Consider the following 25,147-nt stretch of genomic DNA (forward strand, 5'->3'; position numbering starts at 1 on the left):
AGGGCGCCCTTCGACAGGCTCAGGGCTGACGGTTCAAGCGCCATGGCGAGCAATCCCGCCGCCGCAACGCCGGACGGCGATGCGCTTCTTCCGGTCCGTTACAAAGGGCTCCTGACCTTCGCCATCATGATGGCAATGATGATGCAGATCCTCGATACGACGATCGCCAATGTCGCCCTGCCCCATATGCAGACGAGCCTCGGGGCGACGATCGACACGATCACCTGGGTGCTGACCAGCTATATCGTGGCGACGGCGGTCGCGATCCCGATCACCGGCTGGCTCGCGGACCGGATCGGCTCGCGCAACCTGTTCCTATGGTCGGTCGCCTTTTTTATCGTCACCTCGATGCTCTGCGGCGCGGCGACGAGCCTCGAACAGATGGTGACGTTCCGCATCATGCAGGGGATCGCCGCCGCTTTTATCGGCCCGATCTCGCAGACCGCGATGCTCGACATCAATCCGTCGCACAAACATGGGCAGGCGATGGCGATCTGGAGCCTCGGCGCGGTGATGGGGCCGATCCTCGGGCCGCTGATCGGCGGCTACATCACCGAATATTACAACTGGCGTTGGGTGTTTTACGTCAATTTGCCGATCGGCGCGGTGATCCTCGCCATGCTCTATTTCCTGCTGCCGAGCCGGAAGATCGAGAAGCGCGGGTTCGACCTGTTCGGCTTTTCCATGTTCGCGCTGGGGCTCGCCGCGCTTCAGCTCGTATTGGACCGCGGACAGCAGCTCGACTGGCTGGACAGCACCGCGATCTGGATCGGCATCGGCTGCGTGATCATCGGCTTTTGGGTGTTCGTCGTCCACATGCTGACCGGCAGGAACACGCTGCTGACGCCGGCGATCTTTACCGACCGCAATCTCGTCGGCTCGTTGATCTTCGTCGCGTTCGTCGGCGTTATCGTGTTCGCGATCATCGCGCTCATCGCGCCGATGTTGCAGGGCGTGCTCGACTATCCGGTGATAACGGCCGGCTATCTGCTCGCGCCGCGCGGGCTCGGCGTGATCGTCGCCATGGGCGTGGCGGCGCGGCTGATGAACGTCATGGATGCGCGCGTGATCCTCGCCATCGGCTGGGCGGTCACGGCCTGGTCCTGCTACATGATGACCAACTGGATGATCGGCATGGATTCCGGCCCGATCATCCTTGTCGGCGTGATCCAGGGCGTCGGCATCGGCTTTATCTTCGTGCCCTTGAACGTCATCGCCTTCGCCACGCTTCCGGTCAGCCTGCGCCCCGAAGGCGCGGCGCTTATGAACTTGCTCCGAAACGTCGGCGCGTCGATCGGCATCTCGATCACGGCGAGCAATGTCGCCCGCAACCTGCAGATCAGCCATGCCGACATGGCCGAGGCGATCACGCCCTCGACGATACCGTCCATGGGGTTGGAGCGGCTGAACCTGCCGCCCGAGCAGGTGGTCGCCCTACTCGAAGGCGAGATCGCGCGGCAGGCGCTGATGATCGGCTATGTCAACAATTTCTGGCTGATCATGTGGGGCTGCATCTTCGCCGTCCCCGCCTCCATGCTGCTCAAGAAGCTGCCAGCTACGGGCACGGCGACTGTCGAGGCGGAAGAGCCGGACGGCGAGCTGAAGCCAGCGGAGTGAGTAATCGCACTCAATCCGTTAGCCCTGAGCCTGTCGAAGGGCGTCTATCGGCGGAGAAACGGGCTTCGACAAGCTCAGCCCTAACGGTTCTTCCTAAACGTGGCTCTTACGCCGCCTTCTGCAGGTGCCGCCGGCCGAGCAGTTCGGCGATCTGCACGGCGTTGAGCGCGGCGCCCTTGCGGAGATTGTCCGAGACGCACCACAGGACCAGCCCGTTCTCGACGGTCGGGTCTTCGCGCACGCGGCTGATGAAGGTCGCGCCGTCACCGACGCACTCGACCGGGGTTACGTAGCCGCCATCCTCGCGCTTATCGACGAGCATGATGCCCGGCGCCTCGCGCAGGATATTCTGCGCCTCTTCGGCGGACAGCTCATTCTCGAACTCGATATTGACCGCCTCGCTATGGCCGACGAACACCGGCACGCGCACGCAGGTCGCGCTCAATTTGATCTTCGGATCGAGGATCTTCTTCGTCTCGACCATCATCTTCCACTCTTCCTTGGTCGACCCATCCTCGAGGAAGATGTCGATATGCGGAATGACGTTGAAGGCGATCTGCTTCGTAAATTTCTCGGCCCCGGGCGCATCGCCGACGAAGATGTCGCGCGACTGCTTGAACAGCTCGTCCATGCCCGCCTTCCCCGCGCCGGACGTGGACTGATAGGTCGAGACGACGACGCGCTTGATCGTCGCCGCATCGTGCAGCGGTTTCAGCGCCACCACGAGCTGGGCCGTCGAGCAGTTGGGATTGGCGATGATATTCTTCGCCAGATAGCCGTCGATCGCTTCCGGATTCACTTCCGGCACGATCAACGGGACGTCCGGGTCCATGCGGAAGAGCGAGCTGTTGTCGATCACCGTGCAGCCGGCTTTGGCGGCCTTAGGCGCATACTCCTTGGCCGGGCCGGAGCCCGCAGCGAACAGCGCGATGTCGTAGCCGGAAAAATCGAAATGCTCGATATTCTTGCATTTGAGCATCCGGCCCGTGTCGCCGAACTCGACCTCCACACCCTGCGACCGCGCCGAGGCGACCGCCGCGACTTCGTCCGCCGGAAACTCGCGCTCGGCGAGGCAAGCGAGCATTTCGCGCCCGACATTCCCCGTCGCTCCGACAACCGCTACCCGATAACCCATCGTCCATACTTTCCTTTTCGCAAGCGCATCATCTAGTGCGTGTCCCGCCATTCGCCAAGCCGAACCTTGCTGCATCGCAAAAACCGCGATTGCCGTAACGTCATTTGCCTTGGCCGCGCAATTCAGATTACACTCGCGACGTTCGATATCCGGGGGCCGCATGCGGCAGGCGTCTCTGCCGACGGAGATTGCTATGTCACAAGACGTTTCGCTCGACGCCAGTCCGGCAGGAGTGCCGTTGCCCGTCCGCTCCATCACCGCCGCCGATCTCAACGAGAGCCTCGCGGCCGGCTATGCCGATTTCAAGGCCAAGCGCGGCGACCTGATCTTCGTCGGGTTGCTCTATCCGCTGATCGGAGCGGTCACGTCGGTCGTCGTCACGGGTAGCGACATATCCATGCTGTTTCCGTTGTTCGCGGGTCTCTCGCTGCTCGGCCCGCTCGTCGCCACCGGATTCTACGAACTGGCGAAACGCCGCGAAGCGGGGCGCGATTCGAGCTGGTGGCATTTCTTCGGCGTACTCAAGAGCGAATCCTTCCTCTCCATTGCCGCGGTCGGCATCGGCCTGCTCGCCATCTTCGGCGCGTGGCTCGCCGCAGCAACGCTCGTCTACACGATGTTCTTCGGCCTGGAACCGCCGGGCACGATCGCCAACTTCGCCGAGAATGTTCTCACGACCCAGGCCGGCTGGTCGATGATCATTGTGGGCAACCTTGTGGGTATCCTGTTTGCGCTCGTCGTGCTCGCGGTCAGCGTCGTGTCGCTGCCGCTGCTCGTCGACCGCAAGGTCAGTGCGGAGCGCGCTGTCGCGACCTCTTTGGCCGCCTTCCGCAAAAATCCGGGCGTACTGATCCGCTGGGGCATCATGGTCGGCGTGATCCTGACCGTCGCGGCGATACCTTTGCTCATCGGGCTCGCCGTCGCGCTGCCCGTGCTCGGCTATGCGACTTGGCATCTCTACACGCGGATCGTGGATCGCGATGCCGTGACGCAAATGGGGCGTTAGCGCGGCTCCCGGACCTCGCGATCGAGAAAATCGGTGATCGACCGCCACAGATGTATCTGGCGATTTTCGCCGCTGACCCGGTGCGTAGCGCCCGGATAGACCATCAGTTCGAACGGGATCGCCGCTTCCTGCAGCCGGCCCATATAGACGGTCGAATGCTCGAAGATGACATTGTCGTCGGCCATGCCATGGATCAGCAATAGCGGATCGGCCAGCGCCTCGGCATTGGTGACGGGATTGCCCCGCTCATAGGGGCTCGGATCGATCGTCGGATTGCCGAGATAGCGTTCAGTATAATGGGTGTCGTACAGCTCCCACCGGGTGACCGGCGCGCCGGACACACCCGCCGCGAACCGGCCCGGCGCGGCCTGCAACAGATGCAGCACCATATAGCCGCCATAGGACCAGCCATAGACGCCGATCCGCTCGGGATCGACGAAGGGCTGGGCCTGTAGCCAGTCCAGCCCGGTCAGCTGATCGGTCACTTCGACCGTGCCCATCGCGCGGTTGATATGGTCTTCGAACACCTTGCCGCGGTTCGGCGATCCGCGATTGTCGATGGAAAAGACGATCCAGCCCTGATCCACCAGATATTGCTGCAGCACCGTCTGCCTCGCCCAAATCTGGCGCGCCTGACGGCCGACCCCGGGGCCGCCATAGACCTGCACGAATACCGGGTAGCGGCGGCCGGGCTCGAGCTCCGGCGTGATCATGCGATAGTAGAGCGGCGTGCCGTCCTCCGCCGGGATCGTTCCGAATGTCGGGGTCCGGTGGCTGTCGAGATAGGGCGCATAGGGATGGTCGGCATCGAGCGCATTTTCTTCAATCTGCGCAAGCGCCTCGCCCTCTGCATCGGCCAGATAGACCTGGCGTGGCTGGTTGCTGTTCGAGCGGTAAATGAGCGCACCGGTCGCGCTGTCATTCATCGCCGCCTCGTTCCACCACCCGTCTTCGGTGATCTGCACCGGTTCGCCCGGATCGTTCATATCCACCCAATAAACATGCTGCTCGATCGGCGTGGACTGGTTGCCGGTGAAATAGATGCGGCCGCGCGCACTATCGATACCGAGGACGTCCTCGATCTCCCACGCGCCGCGCGTGAGCTGACGCCAGCTCCCATCCTGCCAATGATAGATATGGGAAAAGCCGTCGCGCTGGGACGACCAGATCAGGCTGCCATCCTCAAGCGGGCGCAGATTGTCGTGCAGGTTGATCCAGCTTTCGGCCGTTTCGGTGAAGAGGATTTCCGATGCACCAGTCATCGGATCGACCGCCAGCATGTCGAGCCGCCGCTGGTCCCGGCTCTGCCGCTGGACGAAGATCGTCGATCCGTCCGCCGACCAGTCGACGCGCGCGACATAGATGTCGTCGTCCTCGCCGAGATCGATCGGCGTCCGCGTCTCGCCATCCGGCATCAGGACGAAGAGATCGACGATCGCATTGGCCGAGCCGGCGACCGGATAGCGCTGTTCGAACACGCGCGTGCCTTCGGCACCGATCGCCGTGCGCGTCACCAGGTCGACCGGCGTCTCGTCGACCCGCGCCGCAACCAGATAGCGATCGTCCGGCGACCACCAATGCCCGACGGTCCGTGACATTTCCTCCTGCGCGACGAACTCCGCCACGCCCCAGCTGATCGCATCGTCGCCATCCGGCGTCAGGCGCAGCTCCTCGCCGCTTTCGACGTCGATGCGATAGAGATTGCTGTCGCGGACGAAGGAGACATAACGGCCCGTCTGCGATACTTGCGCGTCCAGCTCCGTCGCCTCGGTTTCGGTCAGCCGCCGCGCATCGCCGTCCGGCTCGGCCAGATAGATATCGCCGTCCAGCGGCACGAGAATCGTTTCGCCATCGGGCGACCATTGATAGTTGACGATGCCGCGCACGCCGCTGAGCCGCGCGCGCTCGCGCCGCATAAGTTCCTCTTCCGAAAGCTCCGCGCCCGTGCCCAGCGCCTCGGAATCGACGAGCATGCGCGATTGACCGGTCGCCGCATCGACGGCCCATAGATCGTAGCGCTGCGCATCATCGTCGCGATTGCGCAGGAAAGTCGCAAGCGTGCCATCCGGCGACAGTTGCAGTTCGCGCGGGGACGGGCCGTCCAGCGCAGGGTCCGCGAAAACGCGTTCAAGAGTAAGGGGCTCGGCCGTGGCCGGGGCGATCGAAAGGGCGGCGAGCCCGAGGAAAAGAGGATAGCGCATACGCAAGGATAGCCACGCTCCCGGCGAAACGAAAGCGGCTATCGCGCCGGCGAAGATGCGTTTTCCATCCATAGGTTGACGGCCATCCCGGTCCCTTGACCATCGCATCACCACAGCTATTGTGTATTAATACGACAATACGGCGGGGAGAGAGCGAATGATGAAGCGGTTTGCGGTCGCCGCGATGCTGATGGCGACCGGCGCGACGGCGGCGGCGCAGCCGGCAGAGGATCAGAATCCGCTGCTGGCTGCGGCCGAGGCGCATACCCTGGAAATCGTCCGGCATGAGGATGGCAGCCTGTCCGGCACGGGTTGGGACCGGCTGATCGCCGACGGATCGGAAGCGCAGTTTTTCCTGATCGGCGAACAGCATGCGACGGCCGATATCGGCGAAATATCCCAAGCCATGTACCGCGCGCTGAACCGCCACGGCTATGACTATATGGCGATGGAGGTCGGCCCCTATGGTATGGCCGCGGCGGAAGCGATGGTCCGCGAGGGCACGCTGCGCGACTATATCGCGACTCCCGGCAACCGGCTCGTCATTCCCTTCCTCTTCTATTCCGAAGATCTGGCGATCGTAGAGGACGCGGCGCGGCTGTCCGATGCGCCGTCGGACATCTTCTGGGGCATCGACCAGGAATTTATCGCGGGCGGTCCGCTGATCGCGGCGCGCCTGGAGAGCCTGGCGCGCACGGAGGTCCAGCGCGCCGCCGTCGCCGATTTCGCTGCGCTGGCGGCGGCCAACCCGATGGCCGTGGGCGCGGCGCAGCCGGAAGAGTTCGCCGCGCTCAGGGCGGCATTCGACACGGGCACGGACACGGAGGCGCTGGAAATCGTCGATGCGATCCTGCTCTCCAACAGCATCTACGCGCCCTTCACCGGGCGCGGCGGGCCGATTTACCCGGCCAATCTCACGCGCGAAAACTATATGAAGGATAATTTCCTGCGCGCCTTCGAGCGGATCGAAGCGCGCGACGGCGGTCCCCCGCGCGTCTATTTCAAGTTCGGCGCGAGCCATATCATGCGCGGGCTCAGCAACACCAATGTCCCGGCGCTCGGCAACTTCCTGGTCGAATGGGGCAGGACGCGCGATTTCGCGGTCGTGAACGTGATGATCGATTGCCTGGGCGGCGAAATGACGGATCCCCGGTCTGGAGAGGCCCGGCCGTGCGAGTCCTACCTGCTCGAGGAAGGATCGCTGATCCGGGAAGCGGCCGGCGATGCGCCGCTGACGCTGATCGATCTCAGGCCGCTGCGCGCGCTCGTACGGCGGGACAGCGACATCGACGCGGGATCGCGCGCGCTGATCTTCGGTTTCGACTATTATCTCGGTGTCGCAAATGTCCGGCCGGCGACGATGGTCGGCAGCACAGCCGCGCAATAGGCGCAGCAGGCCCAACGAAAAAGGGCCGCCCCAACGGACGGTCCCTTCCCTATTCCATATCGCTTTCGCGATCTCAGCTCTCGCTGGCCTCCGCGGCTTCCGGCGCTTCGGTCTTGATCGTCTTCGTCTCGCGATCGTCGCGCTTTTCGGCGATGCGCGCGCTCTTACCGGTGCGGCCGCGCAGATAGTAAAGCTTGGCCCGGCGCACGATGCCGCGCTTGAGCACGGTCACGCTGTCGACATTCGGGCTGTACAGCGGGAATACGCGCTCGACGCCTTCGCCGAACGAGATCTTGCGCACCGTGAAGCTCGATCCCATGCCGCGATTGGTGCGCGCGATACACACGCCCTCGAAATTCTGAATACGGGTGCGATCACCCTCGACGACCTTCACGCCCACGCGAACCGTATCGCCCGCCTTGAAGTCGGGGAGTTTCTTGTCGCTCGTAATGCTCTCGATGGCTTCCGCCTCGAGCTCTTCGATGAGATTCATCTCATTCGTCCTTCGTGTCTTTGCGTTGCGCGCCAGAGGGCGACTGATCCGAAGCGCCACTATAGCGCTCCCACAGATCCGGCCGCCGTGACCGTGTAATCGCTTCCGCCTGGCTCTTGCGCCACGAAGCGATTTTCGCATGATCCCCCGATCGCAACACTTCAGGGATCGTGCGCCCTTCCCATTCTTGAGGTCGGGTATAATGCGGATATTCGAGCAGCCCCTGTTCGAAGCTTTCCTCATCGCCGCTTGAAGCCGCGCCCATTACCCCGGGAAGCAACCTAATGCAAGCGTCGAGCAGCGCCAGCGCGCCGATTTCTCCGCCGGAAAGGATATAGTCGCCGACCGAGATTTCCTCAACCGGGCGGCCTTCGAAAATCCGCTCGTCGAAGCCTTCGAACCGGCCGCACAGGATCGTGACACCCGGCCCGGCGGAAAGCTCTCGCACCCGCTGTTGCGTCAGCGGCACGCCGCGCGGCGACATGGCGAGCACCGGCGCATCCGGCTGACGCTCCCGCGCCCCATCGATCGCGGCGGCCAGCACATCGGCCTTCATCACCATCCCGGCCCCGCCGCCCGCCGGCGTATCGTCCACGGTGTGATGTTTGTCGGTCGCGAAATCCCGAATTTGCAGAACTTCCAGCACCCATTTCCCCTCCTCGAGCGCTCGGCCCGCGATGGAATGCTCGAGCGGCCCGGGAAACATTTCCGGATAAAGCGTGAGTATGGTGGCGGCGAAGGTCATGTCTTCTTCAAGTAGAGAACCGCCAAAAAAGAGCCAAGCAATCCAGCAAGCACCGATATGGCTAACGCTACGGGAGTGACAACAATGACGGCATAACTCATCATCGCGCAAGCATCTACGCCACACTCTTCAGCAGATGCGGTATGCGCATCGAAAAGCAGAATGATCGAAGCCGCCAAAACAAGCAGAGGTGGCGGCAGTAGCGAAAATAGAACCGTTCGCCGCGCACTCCAATCGGATTTGAATCGAGAAAAAATTACGCTCAAAATGGAGGCCAAAACAGCGGAAGCCAAGCCAAGAGCGATGCCGTACCCCATCAGATCAGAAAATCGCTATCTATAGTGATCTCGGTTTCACCAGCTGTGATTGCTTTCACGGGCACCATGAAATCCGAACCGTCCGGCTTTCTTATCTCGATAATGTCGCCGGCCCCGAAATTCTCGATGGCGATCACTTCGCCGACCGCCTCGCCGCTCTCGGTGACGCAGGGCAGACCCACAAGGTCCGCATGATAATATTCGCCCTCTTCGAGTGGCGGGAGGGCCGAGCGCGGCACGGTCAGTTCCTTGCCGCGCAGGGCTTCGGCCGCGTTGCGGTCCGCGATTTCGGCGAAGCGCGCGATCGGCATCTTGCCGGTTTCGCGCACCGATTCGAGGGTGAGCGATTGCCCGGCTGCCTCGAACGTCTTGTAGCGTTTGAAGCTCTCCAGGCTTTCGGAGAAAATCTTGAGGCGCACCTCGCCGCCAATGCCGTGCGCTCCGGCGATGGCGGCGAGGGTAATGCGCTTTTCGGCCAAGGCTTAGCTCTTGGCTTCTTCTTTCTCGGCGTCCTCGGCGGGAGCCTCTTCAGCGGCCGCTTCCTCAGCCGGAGTTTCGTCGGCAGCGGCTTCTTCAGCAGGTGCCTCTTCGGCGGGAGCTTCTTCCGCAGCGGCTTCCTCGGCCGGTGCTTCGTCGGCGGCAGCCTCTTCGGCTGGCGCTTCGGCGTCTTCGGCCGCAGCTTCTTCAGCCGGAGCTTCCTCGGCAGGCGCTTCGGTCGCGGCCTTGGCAGCAGCTTCCTTCTCGGCCTTCTCTTCGGCGCGTTCCTTGGCCTTGGCACCCGGCTCCGCTTTCTGCGGGTTGTTGCGCGGCGTCCGCTCCATGATGCCAGCAGCGTCGAGGAAACGCAGTACGCGGTCGGACGGCTGGGCGCCGACCGAAATCCAGTGCTTGGCGCGCTCTTCGTCGAGCTTCACACGATCGGGATCGTCCTTGGCGAGCAGCGGGTTATAGCTGCCAATCCGCTCGATGAACTTGCCGTCCCGCGCCTTGCGGGAATCGGTCACGACGATCTTGTAGTAAGGCCGCTTCTTGGCGCCACCGCGCGACAGCCGGATTGCTACTGGCATTGATATTTCCTTCTTTCAAAATCAAAATTCGATTACGCAATTTTGCTCCTGCGAAAGCAGGAGCCTAGGGCGGCAAAAGCCCCGCCCGCAGCTCTGGGCTCCTGCCTTCGCAGGAGCACGAAACTCACCTCTTCAACAACTTGTCCAAATCGGGCGGGATTCCCTGCCCCGGCATGCCGGGCAGCCCGGGCATGCCGCCGGGCGGCATCGCGCCGTCGCCGGGCGGCAGGCCATCGGGTCCGCCGCCGCCAAACATTTTCATCAGCCCCTTGATGCCGCCCATCTTCTTGATGCGCTTCATCGCGGTCGACATTTCCTTGTGCATCTTCAGGAGCCGGTTGACCTCCTGCACGGTCGTGCCCGAGCCCATGGCCACGCGCCGCTTGCGCTTGGCGTTGAGCAGCGCAGGCTTGGCCCGCTCCTCCTTGGTCATCGAGCCGATCATCGCATCCATATGGACGAGCACCTTGTCGTCCATGCCGCTCTGCGCCATCGCGGCCTGCGCCTTCTTCATGCCGGGCATCATGCCGGCCAGCGCGCCGAGCCCGCCCATCCGCTGCATCTGCGAGAGTTGCGTGCGCAGGTCGTTCATGTCGAACTGGCCCTTGGCCATCTTCTTGGCGAACGCCTCCGCCTCGTCCTTCTGGACCGTCTCGGCCGCACGTTCGACGAGGCTCACCACATCGCCCATCCCGAGAATGCGCCCGGCGACGCGCTCGGGATGGAATTCCTCGATCTCGTCCAGCTTTTCGCCGACACCGACAAACTTGATCGGCGTACCCGTCACTGCGCGCATCGAGAGCGCCGCGCCGCCACGTGCATCGCCATCCATCCGGGTCAGCACCGTGCCGGTCAGCGGCACCTGCTCGCTGAAATTCTGCGCGACGTTGACCGCGTCCTGCCCGGTCAGCGCATCGACGACGAGCAGTATTTCCTCCGGCTCGGAGACGTCGGCCACGGCCTTCATTTCGTCCATCAACTGCTGATCGACATGGAGCCGGCCCGCGGTATCGAGCATGACGACATCGAAGCCCTGGAGCTTGGCCGCCTGCAGCGCGCGCTTGGCGATATCGATGGGCTGCTGCCCCTCGACGATGGGCAGCGTCGCCACCTCGGCCTGCGTGCCGAGCACGGCGAGCTGCTCCTGCGCGGCCGGGCGATTGACGTCGAGCGACGCCATCAGCACCTTTTTCCGGCCCTTCTCGGTCAGCCGCTTGGCGATCTTCGCGGTGGTGGTCGTCTTGCCCGAACCCTGCAGGCCGACCATCATCACGACATTGGGCGGCGTGCCACCGACATTGAGTTCGGAGGCCTCGGCGCCGAGCATCTCGACCAGCGCGTCGTTGACGATCTTGACGACCTGCTGGCCCGGCGTCACGGATTTGAGCACCTGCTCGCCGATCGCCTGTTCGGTGACGGTTTCGATGAATTCGCGGGCGACGGGCAGCGCGACATCGGCCTCCAGCAATGCGATCCGCACTTCGCGCATGGCGGCGCGGACATCGCTCTCGCTGAGCGCACCGCGGCCTTTCAGACGGTCGAATACGCCGCCGAGCCGATCGCTGAGACTGTCGAACATCGCTTACTTCCTTCCCGTTCCCCGCCGAATGCAAAGCGTAACGCAAAAAACGCCGGCGGGCGAAACCTCGCCGGCCAGCGGACGCCATTTCGGCGCTTGCCTTGCATTCCTCGCGGAACTGTTGGGAGCGCAGATACGCGCCAATGCGCGCTTTTTCAAGGGAAGTTTGGCCAACGGCAAAATTAACGCGGTCTTCACTCCGTTCGTGCATAGCAATCAGCAGTTTACAGGGAATTTGCCATGACCGAAGGCGCAGTGGCCGCTTCGACGTCGTCTGAGAATAGCAAAGCCGCAAAAGGCGAGAAGCGTCCGCGCGCGTTCGTGTCGGGCGTAGTGGCGATGACGGCCATCATGATGTTCGCCGCAATCGGCGGCGAGGTGGTTGCCAATATCATCGCCGGCACGGCCTCGGAACGCGATCCCGTGCTCGCGGTCGCGCTGCTTCTCAACATCGCGCTGATCCTGATCGGCTGGCGCCATCACAACGAGGTCACCGAGCAGATCAAGTCGCACAAGGAGGCCGCCAAACGCGCCCGCCTGCTCGCTAACAAGGATCCGCTGACCGGCTTCCTCAACCGGCGGGCGCTGGCGAGCGAAGGCAGCGAGATGATGCGCCGCGCCCGGGAGCGGGATCGCGTCGTCGCGATGTTCGTGATCGATCTCGACAGTTTCAAGTATATCAACGACCTCAACGGCCATCACACGGGAGACGTGCTGCTCCGCGAGGTCGGCAAGCGGATCATGAGCGCGCTGCCCGGCGCGGCCCTCGCCGCACGGCTCGGCGGCGACGAATTCGCCGCTGCCTTCCAGTTCGACCCGTCCAACCCGGCGGCCGTGGATGCGATCGCCGACGAACTGGTCGAGCGCATCTCGCATCCTTTCGATATCGAGAGACAGTCGATCCAGACCAGCGCCTCGGTCGGCATCGCGCGTTCCGATCATGACTGTAACGGCATCGAGACGCTGCTGCGCCGGGCGGATATCGCCATGTATGCGGCCAAGCATCAGGGGAAGAACCGCGCCGTATGGTTCGATGGCAGCATGGAGCGCATGCTCGAAGAGCGGAACCGGATCGAAGAAGGCCTGCGCCAGGCCATCCCGAATGGCGAGATCAAGCCCTATTACGAGCAGCAGATCGACCTTCTGACCGGCAGGTTGCACGGTTTCGAAGTGCTCGCCCGGTGGGAACATCCGACCAAGGGCATTATCCTGCCCGAAGAATTCATCGCGGTGGCCGAGGAATGCGGGCTTATCGCCGATCTATCCGAAAGCGTGATGCGCCAGGCATTCATCGAGGCGCGAGACTGGGACGCGGGGCTGACCGTTTCGGTCAATATCTCGCCCGCGCAGCTCAAGGATCCTTGGCTGGCGCAGAAGATCATCAAATTGCTGACCGAGACCAATTTCCCGGCCGAACGGCTCGAAATCGAGATCACCGAGACCGCGCTGTTCGATAATCTCGGTATCGCCCAGTCGATCATCTCAAGCCTCAAGAACCAGGGTATCCGCGTCGCGCTCGACGATTTCGGCACGGGCTATTCGAGCCTCGCGCATCTGCGCGCCCTGCCCTTCGACCGGATCAAGATCGATCGCAGCTTCGTCGCGTCGATCAATGACGACAATGAAAGCGCCGCCATCGTCGATGCCATTACGCGCCTCGGCACCAGCCTCGGCCTGCCGGTGACCGCGGAAGGCATCGAGAATGAGCAGATCGAACAAAGTCTCAAACATCTCGGCTCCATGGCCGGACAGGGCTGGTATTTCGGCAAGCCCATGGCGATCGGCCAGACGCGCCGCCTGCTCGCCGACAAGGACATGCTGACCGCGCGGCAGAAAGACGAGGTCGCCGAAGAAGCGCTGGACGATCTGCGCAAGCTGCGCCGCACGGGATAAGCACCGCCCGGCCCTGAGCATTACGCCGGGCATTGGTGGACAGCGACCCTTCCGGACCCTAAATCGCGCGCCATGCGCGCACCGGCCCACTCCTTGGCGTTTCACAAGATGCACGGTCTCGGCAATGACTTCGTCATCGTCGATGGCCGCGCGCAGGCCGTCGAGATGACGGAGGCGCTGGCACGCGCGCTGGCGAACCGGCGCACGGGCATCGGCTGCGACCAGTTGATCCTGCTTGAGCCCTCCGAAACCGCCGATCTGAAGATGCGGATCTTCAACGCCGATGGTGGCGAGGTCGAAGCCTGCGGCAATGCCGCGCGCTGTGTCACGAAGCTCGCCGGAGACGGCGCGACTATCGAAACGGCAGGCGGCACGATTTCCGGCGAAACGGTCGACGCCGGCGCGATGCTGGACATGGGCGCGCCGCGCTTCGACTGGGACGCGATCCCGCTCGCCTATGCGATGGACACGGCCAATATACCTGTCGGCTGGGAAACGCTTGAAAATCCCTTCGCGGTCAATGTCGGCAACCCGCATGTCGTGTTTTTCGTGGACGATGGGCAGGCGATCGACCTGGAACGGCTCGGGCCCATCATCGAAACCGATCCACTGTTTCCGGAAAGGATCAATGTCAATGTCGCCCGGATCGAAGCTGATGGCAGCATAACCCTGCGCGTATGGGAACGCGGCGCGGGGCTCACGCGGGCATGCGGGACCGGCGCCTGTGCCACCGCCGTCGCCGCGATCAGCCGCAAGCTTACGGACAATAACGTAACCGTGCATCTACCCGGCGGCGATCTCGACATCGCCTGGGCGCCCGGCGAGACGATCCGGATGACGGGCCCCGCGACCTATGTCTATTCCGGCGAGATCGATCTGGAGACGCTGCGATGAGCGGGCCGGAACTCATCACACTGGGCTGCCGCCTGAACTTCGCCGAGAGCGAGGCGATGCGCGCGATGGCCGCGGACCGCGACGATCTGGTGATCGTCAATAGCTGCGCGGTGACCGCCGAGGCGGTGCGCAAGACGCGGCAACAGATCCGCAAGGCGAAACGCGCCCGGCCCAACGCCGAAATCGTCGTGACCGGCTGCGCGGTACAAACCGAACCCGAAACTTTCGCCGATATGCCCGAAGTCAGCCGCCTGCTCGGCAATCGTGAGAAGATGCTGCCCGAGAGCTTCGCCTCGGATCGCTCGTTCGTTTCGGACATCATGGCCGTGCGCGAAACCGCACCGCACCTCGTCACCGGGTTCTCGGACCGCGCGCGCGCCTTCGTGGAAGTCCAGAATGGCTGCGACCATCGCTGCACCTTCTGCGTGATCCCCTATGGCCGCGGCAACAGCCGGTCGGTGCCCGCGGGTCTCGTCGTCGAGCGCATCAACGCGCTGGTAGACGACGGGTTTCAGGAGATCGTGCTCACCGGCGTCGACGTTACGAGCTACGGCCCGGACCTGCCCGGCAGCCCGAGCCTCGGCCTGCTCGTCGAGCGCATCCTGAACGGCGTGCCCGCCCTGCCCCGGCTGCGCCTTTCGTCGCTGGATTCCATCGAGATCGACGAGCGGCTGTTCGACATCATCACCGGCGAGCCGCGCTTCATGCCGCATCTGCACCTCTCGCTGCAGGCCGGCGACGATATGATCCTCAAGCGTATGAAGCGCCGCCACAGCCGCGCGCAATCTGTCGAGATGGTCGCGAGGCTCAAGGCGAAGCGGCCCGAGATCGCGATCGGCGCGGATATCATCGCGGGCTTCCCGACCGAAACCGACGCGATGGCGGCGAACACGCTGGCGCTGATCGACGATTGCCAGATCGTTTACGGGCATATCTTTCCGTACTCCGCGCGCCGCGGCACGCCCGCGGCAAAGATGCCGCAAGTGCCCGTACCGCTGCGCAAGGAACGCGCGCAAAGGCTGCGTGATGCGGCGGCGCGGCGGAAAGCTGCGTTTCTCGAAAGCCTTGTCGGCACGCGGCAGCAGGTGCTGATCGAGCGGAACGACGGACGCGGTCATGCGGAGAATTTTGCCGAGGTTGCGATCCGCGATCTTTCCCGCGATCGCGATATGACCGGCAGGATCGTTCAAGCGGATATCGCTGAAATAAAGGACGGAATTTTGATCGGGGACATCGCGTGAGCGAAGAGAAGAGCTGGGGCGAAAAACTGCGCTTCGGGTTCAAGCGGACGTCGGACAGGCTCGGCGGCAATCTGACCGGACTGCTGACCAAGGAGAAGCTCGACGAGGAAACGCTCGACGAGATCGAGGAGGCGCTGATCGCGTCCGATCTCGGCCCCTCAGTGGCGGCGCGTGTCCGCGATCGCCTCGCAAGCGGCCGGTTCGACCGGCATCTCTCCGAACTCGACATCCGCGAGATCGTCGCCGAAGAGCTCGAGGCGATCCTCGCGCCCGTCGCCGTCCCGCTGGAGATCGATGCCTTTCCCCGGCCGCAGGTCATGCTCGTCATCGGCGTGAACGGTTCGGGCAAGACGACGACCATCGCCAAGCTCGGCCACCTGTTCCTCGAAGACGATTACAACGTCATGCTGGTCGCCGGCGATACGTTCCGGGCCGCGGCCATCGGGCAGCTCAAGGTCTGGGCCGAGCGGCTCGGCGTGCCGATCATCGCTGGCGAAGAGGGCGGCGATGCCGCGAGCCTCGTCTTCGAGGGCGTGAAACGCGGGACCGAAATTGGCACCGACGTGCTGATCGTCGATACCGCCGGGCGGCTCCAGAACAAGAGCCACCTGATGGACGAATTATCCAAGATTCGCAGGGTGTTGGGCCGCCTCAACGAGGACGCGCCGCATAATGTGATACTGGTGCTCGATGCGACTACCGGGCAGAACGCCCTGTCGCAGATCGAAGTGTTCAAGGAGGTGGCCAATGTCACCGGGCTTGTTATGACGAAACTCGATGGTACGGCGCGCGGCGGCGTGTTGGTCGCGGCTGCGGAAAAGTTCGGCCTGCCGATCCACGCGATCGGTGTCGGCGAAAGCCTGGAGGATTTGCGGCCGTTCGATCCGCGCGCGGTGGCGCGGGCGATAACCGCCGCGGACGAGTTCGACGGAGACTAGACAATGAGCGACGCGCAAACGGAAGCGGCCAAGGACCTGCCCTCGGGCATGCGCATGGCGCTCGATTTCGGGCCCGTTATCATCTTCTTCGTCGTGAACTATCTGGCGCCGCCGCCGCTCGGCATTTTCTATGCGACCGGCGCGTTCATGGCCGCGATGATGGCGGCGATGGTCTATTCCTGGGCGAAGGTCGGCAAGATTTCGCCGATGCTGCTCTTTTCGGGCGTAATGGTGCTGATCTTCGGTGGCATCACGCTGCTCTTGCGCGACGAGACTTTCATCAAGCTCAAGCCGACCATCTATTACGTGTTTATCGCGTCGATCCTGATCATGGGCTTGGCTTTTAAACGCCCCACGCTGCAGGCGCTGCTCGGCAGCGTCTATCCGGGCCTCAGCGACAAGGGCTGGGATCTGCTCTCGCGCAACTGGGCGATCTTCTTCCTTGCGATGGCAGCGCTCAACGAGATCGTGTGGCGCAATTTCAGCACCGATTTTTGGGTGGGCTTCAAACTATGGGGCGCGATCCCGCTGACCCTCATCTTCGCGTTTGCGAATGTGCCGATGCTACTGAAGAACGGCCTAAATCTGGAGAAGGCGGACGAACCGCCGATGCCCGACGCCCACGAATGATCGGTCTCGCGGGCCTCGGGCGATCGGTCTGACGGTGCGGGCTTAGCCCTGGTCGGCGCGGCTGACGCCCTTGCCGTCCATATTCTGCGCCACGAACTCCCAGTTCACATGATCGAGCAGCGCGTCGACATAGGCGCCGCGATCATTCTGGAAATCGAGATAATAGGCATGCTCCCACACATCGATGGTGAGGAGCGGCTTCATGCCTTCATGCGCGACCGGCGTGTCGGCATCGTGCAGCGAGGTGATCTCGAGATTGTCGCCATTGAGCACGAGCCAGGCCCAGCCGCTGGCGAAATGGCCGACGGCTTCGTCCTTGAGCGCGCTCAGCATTTCGGATTTCGAACCGAAGCAGTCCTCGATGCGCGCGGCCAGCGAACCCGACGGGTTCTGCTTGTCCGGGCTCAGGCACTGCCAGTAGAAGCTGTGGTTCCAGATCTGTGCGGAATTGTTGAACAGCCCCTGATTGCCGCTGTCCTTCGCCGCCAGAATGACTTCCGACAGCGAGGCATTCGCCAGATCGCCGCCTTCGATGGCATCGTTCGTCTTGTTCACATAGGCCTGATGATGCTTGCCGTGATGGAAATCGAAGGTTTTCGATGAAATCAGGTCGCCGAAGGAATCCTTGGAATAGGGAAGTTCGGGGAGTTCGAAAGGCATGGGTTTCTCCTGTGGTCTCCTGGCCTACATGACGGGAACGCGCCAGCTCTTCAAGATATCCGTCGCAGGAATTTCGCAAAACTCGCTGGCGCCCTGAATCGGAAAAGGCCGGCCGCTACCCGCAGTAGCGACCGGCCTCTCGTCCTATGCGAACTGTCGCGCGAAACCTATCCGTTCGGTTCGACGATATAGTTGGACAGGTCGTTGCGCGGCGCATCCCATTCCGGCGCCAGTTCGCTCGCCGTCAGGATATCCATATAGGCCTCCGTCAGGTCGCCATTGAGGTGATGTGCAAGTCCCCGGCCGTAATGCGCGATGGCCGGCTGTTCGGTGCCCAACTCGAGTGCGCGCGTGAACAAGGGCAGCGCCTCTTCGCCGCGTTCGTCGCGACGCATCAGCGCGATCGCCTTGTTCAGCATCGCTTCGGGCTGCTCGGCATCCATCGCGAGCGCGCGATCGAAATCGGCGAGCGCGAGGTCATATTGGCCGCGATGGAACTGGATGATGCCGCGATTGACATAGGTCGCGATGCGATCCTGATAGGTCAGCGCTTCGCGGTCGAGCGCGAAGTCGCACGGCCTGAGGTCAATACGCGAATCCGATTGCCGCGCCGCGGCGACATAGCAGGTCTCCGCCGAACTGTTGCCGGCGACCTGTACGGCGCCATGGGCCGCTCCTGCGGTTGTGATCGCGAGAGCGCCCGCAGCCATTGTGAGCATCAGTTTCATGGGTTTTCTCTCCTACGGTCCGGCATTGAATATCAACGACGGGATTATCACAAGAATTGCGCCCGATGCGGCGTGCATTTCGCCGAACGGTCAAATGCCGCCGACGAACGGCGCTTGACGCGCCTCGAAATCGCTATCCGCCCTGCCCGCCGACGACGCGGAAGCGCGAAAGATCGCGCGCCGGAAGATCCCATTCCGGATCGAGGTCGGTCGCCCGGCGAATATCGTAATAGGCCGCCGGAATGTCGCCATTGAGCTCATGCGCGACGCCCCGGCCATAATAGGCGAGCGCGGGCTCGCGCGTGCCATGTTCGATGGCGGTGGTGAGCAAGGTCACGACATCGGCCGTCGCGCGGCGCTGATGCAGGAGGGCCAGTCCCTTGTTCAGATAGGCTTCGGGCTCGGTGCCATCGAGTTCGATCGCGCGGTCGTAATCGGCGATCGCCCGGGCATAGTCGCCATTGCGCACGTAGAGGATCCCACGATTGACATAGCTTGCCACGCGGTCCCGCCCCGTGATCATTCGATCCTCGATCGCATCCGTGCAGACGCGGATATCGCCCGGCCCGGAACGCTCTTCGAGCGCGGACTCATAACAGGCGCGCGCACTCGTATTGCCGATCACGCTGACCGCGGCCGACGCCGAGGTTGCGACCAATCCGGTCGCGGCGATAGCGATGGCGAGGCTTAGAGACGATTTGGACATGGCCGTTCTCCTCTTGTCCGGAACAAATATAGGCCATTTTGGGTATTTTGGCGAATCAGCCGATCATATCGTGCCGCTTGAGCGCGTGCCGCAGCTGATCGTAGGACAAACCCAGCGCCTTGGCGGTCTGCCGCTGATTGTAACGGGCCCGTTCCAGCGCCGTCTCCAATATCTCTTTCTCATAGGCTTCCACGGCGCCCTTGAAGTCGTCGACGATCGGTTTTTCGCGCGCCGGCGCCGATTGCGGGGCCGCCGCGCCGTCGGCCGCGGCAGGTTCGGGTTCCGCCGGTATCCGCCACGGCGAGTCGAACGGGTCGAGTTCAATCCGATCGATCGGTACGTCCGGCTGCTCCCAGCGATAGACCGACCGCTCCACCACATTGCGGAGCTCGCGGACATTGCCCGGCCAGTCATGCCCGATCAGGATCTTCACCGCCTCGTCGCCAAAGCCCGGCCAGCCCGGCCAGTCCAGCTCGACCGCCATGCGCCGGCCGAAATAGTCGGCGAGGACGAGGATGTCGCCGTCGCGCACGCGCAGCGGCGGGAGCGTAACGACCTCGAACGAAAGGCGATCGAGCAAATCGGCGCGAAACCGGTTGCGCTCGACAAGGTCCGGCAGATTCTCGTTGGTCGCACCGACGATCCGCACATCGACCTTGAGCGGCGCGTTGGAGCCGATCCGCGTGACCTCGCCATATTCGACAGCGCGGAGCAGCCGCTCCTGTGCGGCCTGGGACAGGGTCGCCAGCTCGTCGAGAAACAGCGTGCCGCCATCCGCCTCTTCGAACGCGCCCGCCCGGGCGCGGGTCGCGCCGGTAAACGCGCCGGCCTCATGGCCGAACAGCTCGGCTTCGATCAGGGTTTCGGGTAGCGCAGCGCAATTGAGCGTGATCAGCGGCCCTTCCCAGCGCTGACTCAGCCGGTGCAGGCGTTCGGCAATCAATTCCTTGCCCGTACCGCGTTCGCCGATTACCAGAACAGGGCGCTCCAGCGCGGCCGCCCGGCTCGCCATCTCGACGGCGTCGAGAAAAGCGCCGGATTCCCCGACAAATTGCGTTTCGCGTTCCATTCCCACTGTTTAGTGCATTTTCCCAAACAATGGCAATAGGCGCCGAGCGCTATGGCCTGCGATATCGTCTAAAGCACTGAAAATATGCAATAATCGAAAACTGGCACGCTCCCTGCTATGAATAGGACGTTAACAGTCGCAAAGACGATAACACAGGTTTCACTACCCGGTTTCGGGCCAAGGTTCAGGAGATACGATATGACGAATTTGAAGGACATCCGCCAAAATATCATCGCTGGCATGGCCGCTATGGCTGTTACCGGGCTCTGCGTGTTCGGCACGGTCGGACCGGTACAGGCGGGGGATACCACCCAGCCCGTCCAGCTTCAGTCGGGCGAGCCCGACATCATCGTTGTTACCGGCCAGATTGCATAGGCCGCAGGAACAGGCCGGGGAGGCGGCAGCCCCTCCCCCTCCCCGGTCGCCACACAGCAAGCGAGGGACATTAGGAGTAGCTACCATGGGAATTTTCTCCCGCACGCGCGACATCATTGCCGCCAATGTGACCGACATTCTCGACAAGGCAGAAGACCCCGCCAAGATGGTCCGCATGATCATTCTCGAGATGGAGGAAACCCTGGTGGAAGTCCGCGCGTCCGCCGCGCGCACGATTGCCGATCAGAAGGAAATGCGCCGCTCGATCGTCAAGCTCGAACAGCTTCAGGAAAGCTGGAAGGAAAAGGCCGAGCTGGCACTTTCCAAGGACCGCGAAGACCTCGCCAAACAGGCGCTCGTCGAGAAGCAGAAGGCCTCCGACATGGCGGCCCGGCTTAATGGCGAAATCGAGGCGCTCGACGAATCGCTGCGCGCCTATGAAGAAGACATTGCCAAACTGCAGGGCAAGTTGCGCGAAGCGCGGAGCCGGCAGAACAGCATTTCCACCCGCCTCGAAACGGCGGAAAACCAGATCAAGCTGCGCGACCTCTATAATGGCGACCGCGTGCAGGACGCCTTCTCGCGCTTCGAAATGCTCGAACGCCATGTCGACATGGCGGAAGGCCGCGCCGACGCGCTGGCGCTCGGCAACGGCCAGCCGAAGACGCTGGAAGAAGAGATCGACGAGCTGGAAACCAGCGACAAGATCGAAGCCGAACTCGCGGCCATGAAAAAGGCCAGCGGCAAACCCTCCGAAGAGAAGGAAGCTTAAATAATGGAAGACATCCTCGTACCCATCGGCGTCGTCGGGATGCTCTTTATCGGGCTGCCCTGGCTCATCCTCCACTATTCCACCCAATGGAAGCGCGCCGGATCGATCACCCGCGAAGACGAAGATCTGCTGGATGAACTTTATGACGCCGCGCGGCGACTGGACGACCGGATGAACACGATCGAACGTATCATCGCCGCAGACAATCCCGAATGGGCGCGCGAGCGCATGCTCCGCCAGGAACGCCCCGTGGACGAGCGGATCGGCGACCGGCTGGAAGACCGGCTGGAAGACCGGCTCGAGGATCGCATCGAACCCCGGGTGCCGGAAAAAGACATGAGCCGCGCGGAACGCCGGCGGTAACGAACAGACGAACAGGGAGACCCAACAATGCAAGACCGCCGCACGAAATTCTACCTCGACAAGCAGAATGCGAAGTTTCTGGGCGTATGCTCCGGCGTCGCCGACTATACCGGCATCGACACGCTGTGGACGCGCATCGGCTTCATGGTCACCGCGCTCTTCTTCTTCCCGCCGCTGTTCCTCGTGTACTTCATCGTCGCCTGGCTGGCGCCCGCCAAGCCTCTCGGCCTGTACGAGGACAAGGAGGAAGAAAAGTTCTGGCAGGGCACGCGCGCCAATCCGCGCCGCTCGGTCAACGAGATCCGCTCGCGCTTCCGCGATGTCGATCGCCGGCTCGCCGATGTCGAGCTGATGGTGACGAGCCGCAACACGCGCCTCGCCCAGGAAATCGACGCGCTACGGTAAACGCACAACAAGGTTCAGGGAGAACAGATACATGAACTGGGGAAGCCCCGCCTTCGTCCTCGCCATCATCGGCATGAGCTTTTTGGCCTGGATCATCACCACCGCCATCCGCGCCAAGCATGGCTATCCGCTCGAGAATGAATGGGGCGGATCGACCCAGAGGAACGACCCGGAAACCGGCCGCAAGATCGAATTGCTCTCGAACGAGAATGGCGAATTGAAAGACAAGATCGTCCGGCTCGAAGAGCGGATCTCGGTCCTCGAACGGATTGCTACCGACGGCAGCACCCGGCTCGCGGACGAGATCGAAAATCTCCGCGACGCAGCGAAATAGGAGGATAAGCGATGTTTTCAGACAATCCCGAACTGCTCAGCGACTTGGCACCATTTATCGCCGTGATCGTGACAGTCGGTGTCGTTGGCTGGATCGTGACGACCTGGATGCGGATCAAACATGGCTATCCGCTGGAAAACAGCTGGGGCCAGTCGGTCCAGCCGCAGGTCGATCGGGAAAGCAAGGACCAGATCAAGCTGCTCAATCAGGAAAATACGCAGCTGCGCGACGAACTGGCCGGCCTGAAAGAGCGGCTCGCCACGGTCGAACGGATCGTGACCGATAGCGGCTACGGCCTCGACCAGGAAATCGCCAAGCTCGAAGACAAGGCGAAGTAAGGGAGGGAAATGATGGATTTCAACACACTCGCCATTCTGTTCATGGTCGTTGTCATCCCGACCGTCATCGTTTTCGGCTATATCGCCTTCCACCGCTGGACTGATCTCAAACAGGCCCAGATGGAAACGGCGTCGCAGGAAGCGGCGGAAAAGGCAGCCCAATATGTCGCCAAGACCGAACGCCTCGAACAACGTGTCGCGACGCTCGAACGAATCCTGACGGATCGCTCGTCCGGGCTGGCCGACGAAATCGAGAATTTGCGGGACAAGCCGCTCAACTAGACACAGGGAAAGGTTCAGGGAGGTAATTATGGGTCCGTTCGAAATGGTAGTCGCGATCGTCCTGATCTGCGTCGTCGCCGGCGTCATCCGCTCCAGATACAATGCGCAACACGGGATCATCGAAGACGAGGACGGCAATCAGCGCCGCATCGTCGATCCCGATGCCGGGCGGATGCGCGAAGAGATCAAGCAGCTCAAGGAACGGATCGCCGTTCTCGAGCGGATCGCCACCGACAAGGGCAATCGGCTCGAACAGGAAATCGAAGCTCTGCGCGACAGAACGCATAGCTAAACGAGAACAAGGTTCAGGAAAGAAAGGTATAATCATGCAGGATCAGATACCGACACTGGCGATGGCAGCCACCGGATTGATCGGGCTGATAATCGCAAGCTACGCGGCGCTGAGGGGATGGCGCGGCTGGCTGGAGCTCAAACGGCTCGAACTCCAGCAAAAGACGGCCATGTCCGCCGACGTGCCCGCGCCGAGCACCGGATCGCGGATCGAAGTCGCGGACCTCAAGGAGCGTGTCCGCAAGCTCGAAGCGATCGCCGCGGGGATCGAACCCTAGGAGTTTTCCGGTTTCGTCATTCCGCTTGCCCCGCGGAATCTTTTCGGTTCGGCCAGAAACTCCCGCCGAAAAGGCCCCGGCACCGCGCCGGGGTGACGACTGGCCGGCCAGCCCCTAAATGGGCGGCCATGACTAAGCTCCCCTCTCTCGATGATGTGCGCGAGGAATATGAATTCCTCGAAAGCGACGACCGGTACCGGCTGCTGATCGATCTCGGCCAGGGCCTCGAAGCGATGCCCGACGCACTGAAGACCGATGCGACGCTGGTGCGCGGATGTTCAGCGGCCGTATGGGTCTATCCGACACGCACGGACGACGGGCGGCTGCATTTCCTGGCCGACAGCAATGCGGCGATCACCAAGGGCATCATCGCGCTCGTGCTGCTGACCGTGCAGGATCGTGAACCGGAGGATATTCTCGCCGTCGACATCGAAGACTGCCTCGCGGCCTTCGACCTGAAGAACCAGCTCAGCTCGAACCGCACCCAGGGAATCCCCAACATGATCGCGCTGATCCGCGAGACCGCCGAGCGCTATTCCTGAGCGGCAATGCCCAGGGCATCGGCGACCTGTTCGATCGCCGTTCCGGGCTTGAACAGCTTCCAGTCGAGCAGATCGTCGGTGCGCACCACCGTTACCGCCTTTTAGGGGCAGGCCGATAGGCATTTGGTTTCGAGAATGGCGGTCTTCGCCTTGCGGCCCTTCTTGCCGCCGACATGCCTGCGCAGCGCCTTGGCAAGCGGCGTCCTGCCCTTCGGCCCGAAGCCGCCGCCCACCCGTTTGGAGCATTTGCGGCAGACCAGAATGGCGGCTTCCCATTCGGACTTTACGGTTTTGATGCGGCGCCCTTCCATTCGCGGCGTTCCTCGGCCGCGCGCAGCACTTCGAAAGCCGCCTGGCCCGCCTGAAACCGTTTGGCGGCCTCCGCGTCGTCGGGCTTGACGTCCGGGTGGTTTTCCTTGGCGAGCGCACGCCACGCCTTTTTGACGGCCGCGAAATCGGCATCGCTGTCGAGCTCGAAAATCTCGAGTGCGCGCATCTCGTCGGCGCTGCGCGAGCCGTCGCCCGGGCCGCCCCAGCCATAATGCGAGGCCTGGCCGAAACCGCTTGCGTCACGCCGCTCCTCGCGGGCGCGCTCGTCGCGCTGTTCCTTCGTCAGGCCCTCGAAATAGTTATAGTTGCGATTGTATTCGGCGGCATGTTTTTCGCAGAAATACCAGCGTTCCGGGCTGTTCGGCGATTTCGGCGCGGGCCGGTCGCCCGGTTCGTCGCAGCCGTGCCGGTCGCACAGGCGCACCTCGACTGTCTCACGCGAAGAATCATAGCCGCGCCAGCGGGGGAATCCCCAATCGTTGGACCGTCGTGCACCTGCCATGCGTCCAGTTTAGCGGGGGAAAAGAGAAC

32 protein-coding genes are annotated in these 25,147 nt (G+C 62.8%); 18 read left to right on the plus strand and 14 right to left on the minus strand.

Annotated features, from left to right (window positions below):
* The first annotated feature begins 42 nt into the window (after positions 1 to 42).
* Positions 43 to 1,617 (plus strand): DHA2 family efflux MFS transporter permease subunit, encoded by a 1,575-nt coding sequence (locus tag ACTS1Z_RS07270; RefSeq protein WP_442623784.1) that lies wholly within the window; start codon positions 43 to 45, stop codon positions 1,615 to 1,617.
* Between the two features lie 106 nt (positions 1,618 to 1,723).
* On the opposite strand, the gene ACTS1Z_RS07275 is transcribed toward ACTS1Z_RS07270, so the two are convergent.
* Positions 1,724 to 2,752 carry an aspartate-semialdehyde dehydrogenase gene (locus ACTS1Z_RS07275; RefSeq protein WP_442623785.1) on the minus strand — a complete coding sequence of 343 codons (1,029 nt, stop codon included), beginning with the start codon at positions 2,750 to 2,752 and terminating at the stop codon, positions 1,724 to 1,726.
* A gap of 193 nt (positions 2,753 to 2,945) precedes the next feature.
* On the opposite strand from ACTS1Z_RS07275, the gene ACTS1Z_RS07280 reads away from it, so the two are divergent.
* Positions 2,946 to 3,758, plus strand: coding sequence for a DUF2189 domain-containing protein (locus ACTS1Z_RS07280; RefSeq protein WP_442623786.1), 813 nt, complete (start codon positions 2,946 to 2,948; stop codon positions 3,756 to 3,758).
* On the opposite strand, the gene ACTS1Z_RS07285 is transcribed toward ACTS1Z_RS07280, so the two are convergent.
* Positions 3,755 to 5,959 carry a DPP IV N-terminal domain-containing protein gene (locus ACTS1Z_RS07285; protein WP_442623787.1) on the minus strand — a complete coding sequence of 735 codons (2,205 nt, stop codon included), beginning with the start codon at positions 5,957 to 5,959 and terminating at the stop codon, positions 3,755 to 3,757. The genes ACTS1Z_RS07280 and ACTS1Z_RS07285 overlap by 4 nt on opposite strands.
* 157 nt (positions 5,960 to 6,116) lie before the next feature.
* On the opposite strand from ACTS1Z_RS07285, the gene ACTS1Z_RS07290 reads away from it, so the two are divergent.
* Positions 6,117 to 7,346: a hypothetical protein gene (locus ACTS1Z_RS07290; protein WP_442623788.1), complete on the plus strand. Its 1,230-nt coding sequence runs from the start codon at positions 6,117 to 6,119 to the stop codon at positions 7,344 to 7,346.
* 73 nt (positions 7,347 to 7,419) lie between these two features.
* Here the strand turns inward: ACTS1Z_RS07290 and rplS are convergent, their stop codons facing one another.
* The 6 genes from rplS to ffh all read right to left on the minus strand — a co-directional run bounded on the left by rplS (position 7,420) and on the right by ffh (position 11,547).
* Entirely contained in the window at positions 7,420 to 7,839 is a 420-nt protein-coding gene (gene rplS / locus ACTS1Z_RS07295) for a 50S ribosomal protein L19 (RefSeq protein ID WP_442623789.1), read from the minus strand.
* A gap of 1 nt (position 7,840) precedes the next feature.
* Positions 7,841 to 8,584 carry a tRNA (guanosine(37)-N1)-methyltransferase TrmD gene (gene trmD / locus ACTS1Z_RS07300; RefSeq protein ID WP_442623790.1) on the minus strand — a complete coding sequence of 248 codons (744 nt, stop codon included), beginning with the start codon at positions 8,582 to 8,584 and terminating at the stop codon, positions 7,841 to 7,843.
* Entirely contained in the window at positions 8,581 to 8,901 is a 321-nt protein-coding gene (locus tag ACTS1Z_RS07305; RefSeq protein ID WP_442623791.1) for a hypothetical protein, read from the minus strand. Before ACTS1Z_RS07305 ends, trmD begins: the two co-directional genes overlap by 4 nt.
* Complete coding sequence (rimM, locus tag ACTS1Z_RS07310; protein WP_442623792.1) at positions 8,901 to 9,380, minus strand: ribosome maturation factor RimM; 480 nt, start codon at positions 9,378 to 9,380, stop codon at positions 8,901 to 8,903. The genes ACTS1Z_RS07305 and rimM overlap by 1 nt, the downstream gene beginning before the upstream one ends.
* A 3-nt stretch (positions 9,381 to 9,383) precedes the next feature.
* Complete coding sequence (gene rpsP / locus ACTS1Z_RS07315) at positions 9,384 to 9,968, minus strand: 30S ribosomal protein S16 (protein WP_442623793.1); 585 nt, start codon at positions 9,966 to 9,968, stop codon at positions 9,384 to 9,386.
* A gap of 124 nt (positions 9,969 to 10,092) precedes the next feature.
* Complete coding sequence (ffh, locus tag ACTS1Z_RS07320) at positions 10,093 to 11,547, minus strand: signal recognition particle protein (protein ID WP_442623794.1); 1,455 nt, start codon at positions 11,545 to 11,547, stop codon at positions 10,093 to 10,095.
* Positions 11,548 to 11,787: 240 nt separating this feature from the next.
* Here ffh and ACTS1Z_RS07325 point away from each other — a divergent pair, with 240 nt between their 5' ends.
* The 5 genes from ACTS1Z_RS07325 to ACTS1Z_RS07345 all read left to right on the plus strand — a co-directional run bounded on the left by ACTS1Z_RS07325 (position 11,788) and on the right by ACTS1Z_RS07345 (position 17,143).
* Entirely contained in the window at positions 11,788 to 13,440 is a 1,653-nt protein-coding gene (locus ACTS1Z_RS07325) for a putative bifunctional diguanylate cyclase/phosphodiesterase (protein ID WP_442623795.1), read from the plus strand.
* A gap of 72 nt (positions 13,441 to 13,512) precedes the next feature.
* Positions 13,513 to 14,334, plus strand: coding sequence for a diaminopimelate epimerase (gene dapF / locus ACTS1Z_RS07330; protein ID WP_442623796.1), 822 nt, complete (start codon positions 13,513 to 13,515; stop codon positions 14,332 to 14,334).
* On the plus strand, positions 14,331 to 15,575 hold the full coding sequence (mtaB, locus tag ACTS1Z_RS07335) for a tRNA (N(6)-L-threonylcarbamoyladenosine(37)-C(2))-methylthiotransferase MtaB (RefSeq protein WP_442623797.1): 1,245 nt from the start codon (positions 14,331 to 14,333) through the stop codon (positions 15,573 to 15,575). Before dapF ends, mtaB begins: the two co-directional genes overlap by 4 nt.
* Positions 15,572 to 16,513, plus strand: a complete 942-nt coding sequence (gene ftsY / locus ACTS1Z_RS07340) for a signal recognition particle-docking protein FtsY (RefSeq protein ID WP_442623798.1) — start codon at positions 15,572 to 15,574, stop codon at positions 16,511 to 16,513. Before mtaB ends, ftsY begins: the two co-directional genes overlap by 4 nt.
* A 3-nt stretch (positions 16,514 to 16,516) precedes the next feature.
* Positions 16,517 to 17,143: a septation protein A gene (locus ACTS1Z_RS07345; protein ID WP_442623799.1), complete on the plus strand. Its 627-nt coding sequence runs from the start codon at positions 16,517 to 16,519 to the stop codon at positions 17,141 to 17,143.
* Between the two features lie 42 nt (positions 17,144 to 17,185).
* On the opposite strand, the gene ACTS1Z_RS07350 is transcribed toward ACTS1Z_RS07345, so the two are convergent.
* The 4 genes from ACTS1Z_RS07350 to pspF form a co-directional block, all read right to left on the minus strand.
* The gene (locus tag ACTS1Z_RS07350) at positions 17,186 to 17,803 is read right to left on the minus strand and encodes a superoxide dismutase (protein ID WP_442623800.1); all 618 of its coding nucleotides are present in this window, start codon (positions 17,801 to 17,803) and stop codon (positions 17,186 to 17,188) included.
* 167 nt (positions 17,804 to 17,970) lie between these two features.
* Positions 17,971 to 18,531: a tetratricopeptide repeat protein gene (locus ACTS1Z_RS07355; RefSeq protein ID WP_442623801.1), complete on the minus strand. Its 561-nt coding sequence runs from the start codon at positions 18,529 to 18,531 to the stop codon at positions 17,971 to 17,973.
* Positions 18,532 to 18,664: 133 nt separating this feature from the next.
* Positions 18,665 to 19,237: a tetratricopeptide repeat protein gene (locus tag ACTS1Z_RS07360; protein WP_442623802.1), complete on the minus strand. Its 573-nt coding sequence runs from the start codon at positions 19,235 to 19,237 to the stop codon at positions 18,665 to 18,667.
* Between the two features lie 55 nt (positions 19,238 to 19,292).
* Complete coding sequence (gene pspF / locus ACTS1Z_RS07365) at positions 19,293 to 20,306, minus strand: phage shock protein operon transcriptional activator (RefSeq protein WP_442623803.1); 1,014 nt, start codon at positions 20,304 to 20,306, stop codon at positions 19,293 to 19,295.
* Positions 20,307 to 20,504: 198 nt separating this feature from the next.
* On the opposite strand from pspF, the gene ACTS1Z_RS07370 reads away from it, so the two are divergent.
* The 10 genes from ACTS1Z_RS07370 to ACTS1Z_RS07415 all read left to right on the plus strand — a co-directional run bounded on the left by ACTS1Z_RS07370 (position 20,505) and on the right by ACTS1Z_RS07415 (position 24,286).
* Complete coding sequence (locus ACTS1Z_RS07370) at positions 20,505 to 20,681, plus strand: hypothetical protein (protein WP_442623804.1); 177 nt, start codon at positions 20,505 to 20,507, stop codon at positions 20,679 to 20,681.
* An 85-nt stretch (positions 20,682 to 20,766) separates the two neighbouring features.
* Positions 20,767 to 21,453: a phage shock protein PspA gene (gene pspA / locus ACTS1Z_RS07375; RefSeq protein ID WP_442623805.1), complete on the plus strand. Its 687-nt coding sequence runs from the start codon at positions 20,767 to 20,769 to the stop codon at positions 21,451 to 21,453.
* Between the two features lie 3 nt (positions 21,454 to 21,456).
* Complete coding sequence (pspB, locus tag ACTS1Z_RS07380; RefSeq protein WP_442623806.1) at positions 21,457 to 21,816, plus strand: envelope stress response membrane protein PspB; 360 nt, start codon at positions 21,457 to 21,459, stop codon at positions 21,814 to 21,816.
* 27 nt (positions 21,817 to 21,843) lie between these two features.
* Complete coding sequence (pspC, locus tag ACTS1Z_RS07385) at positions 21,844 to 22,221, plus strand: envelope stress response membrane protein PspC (RefSeq protein WP_442623807.1); 378 nt, start codon at positions 21,844 to 21,846, stop codon at positions 22,219 to 22,221.
* A gap of 31 nt (positions 22,222 to 22,252) precedes the next feature.
* Complete coding sequence (locus ACTS1Z_RS07390) at positions 22,253 to 22,555, plus strand: hypothetical protein (RefSeq protein WP_442623808.1); 303 nt, start codon at positions 22,253 to 22,255, stop codon at positions 22,553 to 22,555.
* 11 nt (positions 22,556 to 22,566) lie between these two features.
* Complete coding sequence (locus ACTS1Z_RS07395) at positions 22,567 to 22,893, plus strand: hypothetical protein (RefSeq protein ID WP_442623809.1); 327 nt, start codon at positions 22,567 to 22,569, stop codon at positions 22,891 to 22,893.
* 12 nt (positions 22,894 to 22,905) lie between these two features.
* Positions 22,906 to 23,175, plus strand: coding sequence for a hypothetical protein (locus ACTS1Z_RS07400; protein WP_442623810.1), 270 nt, complete (start codon positions 22,906 to 22,908; stop codon positions 23,173 to 23,175).
* A gap of 28 nt (positions 23,176 to 23,203) precedes the next feature.
* The gene (locus ACTS1Z_RS07405) at positions 23,204 to 23,467 is read left to right on the plus strand and encodes a hypothetical protein (RefSeq protein WP_442613612.1); all 264 of its coding nucleotides are present in this window, start codon (positions 23,204 to 23,206) and stop codon (positions 23,465 to 23,467) included.
* A gap of 34 nt (positions 23,468 to 23,501) precedes the next feature.
* Positions 23,502 to 23,744, plus strand: a complete 243-nt coding sequence (locus tag ACTS1Z_RS07410) for a hypothetical protein (RefSeq protein ID WP_442623811.1) — start codon at positions 23,502 to 23,504, stop codon at positions 23,742 to 23,744.
* A 128-nt stretch (positions 23,745 to 23,872) separates the two neighbouring features.
* Positions 23,873 to 24,286, plus strand: coding sequence for a SufE family protein (locus tag ACTS1Z_RS07415; protein WP_442623812.1), 414 nt, complete (start codon positions 23,873 to 23,875; stop codon positions 24,284 to 24,286).
* A gap of 101 nt (positions 24,287 to 24,387) precedes the next feature.
* On the opposite strand, the gene ACTS1Z_RS07420 is transcribed toward ACTS1Z_RS07415, so the two are convergent.
* Both ACTS1Z_RS07420 and ACTS1Z_RS07425 read right to left on the minus strand, forming a co-directional pair.
* A complete protein-coding gene (locus ACTS1Z_RS07420) occupies positions 24,388 to 24,597 on the minus strand; it encodes a hypothetical protein (protein ID WP_442623813.1) in 210 nt (69 codons plus the stop codon).
* Positions 24,570 to 25,118, minus strand: a complete 549-nt coding sequence (locus tag ACTS1Z_RS07425) for a J domain-containing protein (RefSeq protein ID WP_442623814.1) — start codon at positions 25,116 to 25,118, stop codon at positions 24,570 to 24,572. The genes ACTS1Z_RS07420 and ACTS1Z_RS07425 overlap by 28 nt, the downstream gene beginning before the upstream one ends.
* Positions 25,119 to 25,147 lie beyond the last annotated feature (29 nt).

The sequence above is a fragment of the Parasphingopyxis sp. genome (assembly GCF_052168295.1).
GTDB lineage: Bacteria > Pseudomonadota > Alphaproteobacteria > Sphingomonadales > Sphingomonadaceae > Parasphingopyxis.

Excerpts from the sequence above, each read along its gene's own strand:
- ACTS1Z_RS07280 (WP_442623786.1), top strand. The coding sequence starts at position 2,946 with ATGTCACAAGACGTTTCGCTCGACGCCAGTCCGGCAGGAGTGCCGTTG.
- pspB (WP_442623806.1), top strand. The coding sequence starts at position 21,457 with ATGGAAGACATCCTCGTACCCATCGGCGTCGTCGGGATGCTCTTTATC.
- ACTS1Z_RS07270 (WP_442623784.1), top strand. The coding sequence starts at position 43 with ATGGCGAGCAATCCCGCCGCCGCAACGCCGGACGGCGATGCGCTTCTT.
- trmD (WP_442623790.1), bottom strand. The coding sequence starts at position 8,584 with ATGACCTTCGCCGCCACCATACTCACGCTTTATCCGGAAATGTTTCCC.
- ACTS1Z_RS07275 (WP_442623785.1), bottom strand. The coding sequence starts at position 2,752 with ATGGGTTATCGGGTAGCGGTTGTCGGAGCGACGGGGAATGTCGGGCGC.
- ACTS1Z_RS07355 (WP_442623801.1), bottom strand. The coding sequence starts at position 18,531 with ATGAAACTGATGCTCACAATGGCTGCGGGCGCTCTCGCGATCACAACC.
- rplS (WP_442623789.1), bottom strand. The coding sequence starts at position 7,839 with ATGAATCTCATCGAAGAGCTCGAGGCGGAAGCCATCGAGAGCATTACG.
- ACTS1Z_RS07285 (WP_442623787.1), bottom strand. The coding sequence starts at position 5,959 with ATGCGCTATCCTCTTTTCCTCGGGCTCGCCGCCCTTTCGATCGCCCCG.
- mtaB (WP_442623797.1), top strand. The coding sequence starts at position 14,331 with ATGAGCGGGCCGGAACTCATCACACTGGGCTGCCGCCTGAACTTCGCC.
- ACTS1Z_RS07400 (WP_442623810.1), top strand. The coding sequence starts at position 22,906 with ATGGATTTCAACACACTCGCCATTCTGTTCATGGTCGTTGTCATCCCG.
- rpsP (WP_442623793.1), bottom strand. The coding sequence starts at position 9,968 with ATGCCAGTAGCAATCCGGCTGTCGCGCGGTGGCGCCAAGAAGCGGCCT.
- dapF (WP_442623796.1), top strand. The coding sequence starts at position 13,513 with ATGCGCGCACCGGCCCACTCCTTGGCGTTTCACAAGATGCACGGTCTC.
- ACTS1Z_RS07360 (WP_442623802.1), bottom strand. The coding sequence starts at position 19,237 with ATGTCCAAATCGTCTCTAAGCCTCGCCATCGCTATCGCCGCGACCGGA.
- ACTS1Z_RS07305 (WP_442623791.1), bottom strand. The coding sequence starts at position 8,901 with ATGGGGTACGGCATCGCTCTTGGCTTGGCTTCCGCTGTTTTGGCCTCC.
- ACTS1Z_RS07370 (WP_442623804.1), top strand. The coding sequence starts at position 20,505 with ATGACGAATTTGAAGGACATCCGCCAAAATATCATCGCTGGCATGGCC.
- ACTS1Z_RS07395 (WP_442623809.1), top strand. The coding sequence starts at position 22,567 with ATGTTTTCAGACAATCCCGAACTGCTCAGCGACTTGGCACCATTTATC.
- pspA (WP_442623805.1), top strand. The coding sequence starts at position 20,767 with ATGGGAATTTTCTCCCGCACGCGCGACATCATTGCCGCCAATGTGACC.
- ACTS1Z_RS07425 (WP_442623814.1), bottom strand. The coding sequence starts at position 25,118 with ATGGCAGGTGCACGACGGTCCAACGATTGGGGATTCCCCCGCTGGCGC.
- ACTS1Z_RS07415 (WP_442623812.1), top strand. The coding sequence starts at position 23,873 with ATGACTAAGCTCCCCTCTCTCGATGATGTGCGCGAGGAATATGAATTC.
- ACTS1Z_RS07405 (WP_442613612.1), top strand. The coding sequence starts at position 23,204 with ATGGGTCCGTTCGAAATGGTAGTCGCGATCGTCCTGATCTGCGTCGTC.
- pspC (WP_442623807.1), top strand. The coding sequence starts at position 21,844 with ATGCAAGACCGCCGCACGAAATTCTACCTCGACAAGCAGAATGCGAAG.
- ffh (WP_442623794.1), bottom strand. The coding sequence starts at position 11,547 with ATGTTCGACAGTCTCAGCGATCGGCTCGGCGGCGTATTCGACCGTCTG.
- ACTS1Z_RS07390 (WP_442623808.1), top strand. The coding sequence starts at position 22,253 with ATGAACTGGGGAAGCCCCGCCTTCGTCCTCGCCATCATCGGCATGAGC.
- pspF (WP_442623803.1), bottom strand. The coding sequence starts at position 20,306 with ATGGAACGCGAAACGCAATTTGTCGGGGAATCCGGCGCTTTTCTCGAC.
- ACTS1Z_RS07350 (WP_442623800.1), bottom strand. The coding sequence starts at position 17,803 with ATGCCTTTCGAACTCCCCGAACTTCCCTATTCCAAGGATTCCTTCGGC.
- ACTS1Z_RS07290 (WP_442623788.1), top strand. The coding sequence starts at position 6,117 with ATGATGAAGCGGTTTGCGGTCGCCGCGATGCTGATGGCGACCGGCGCG.
- ACTS1Z_RS07345 (WP_442623799.1), top strand. The coding sequence starts at position 16,517 with ATGAGCGACGCGCAAACGGAAGCGGCCAAGGACCTGCCCTCGGGCATG.
- ACTS1Z_RS07325 (WP_442623795.1), top strand. The coding sequence starts at position 11,788 with ATGACCGAAGGCGCAGTGGCCGCTTCGACGTCGTCTGAGAATAGCAAA.
- ACTS1Z_RS07420 (WP_442623813.1), bottom strand. The coding sequence starts at position 24,597 with ATGGAAGGGCGCCGCATCAAAACCGTAAAGTCCGAATGGGAAGCCGCC.
- ACTS1Z_RS07410 (WP_442623811.1), top strand. The coding sequence starts at position 23,502 with ATGCAGGATCAGATACCGACACTGGCGATGGCAGCCACCGGATTGATC.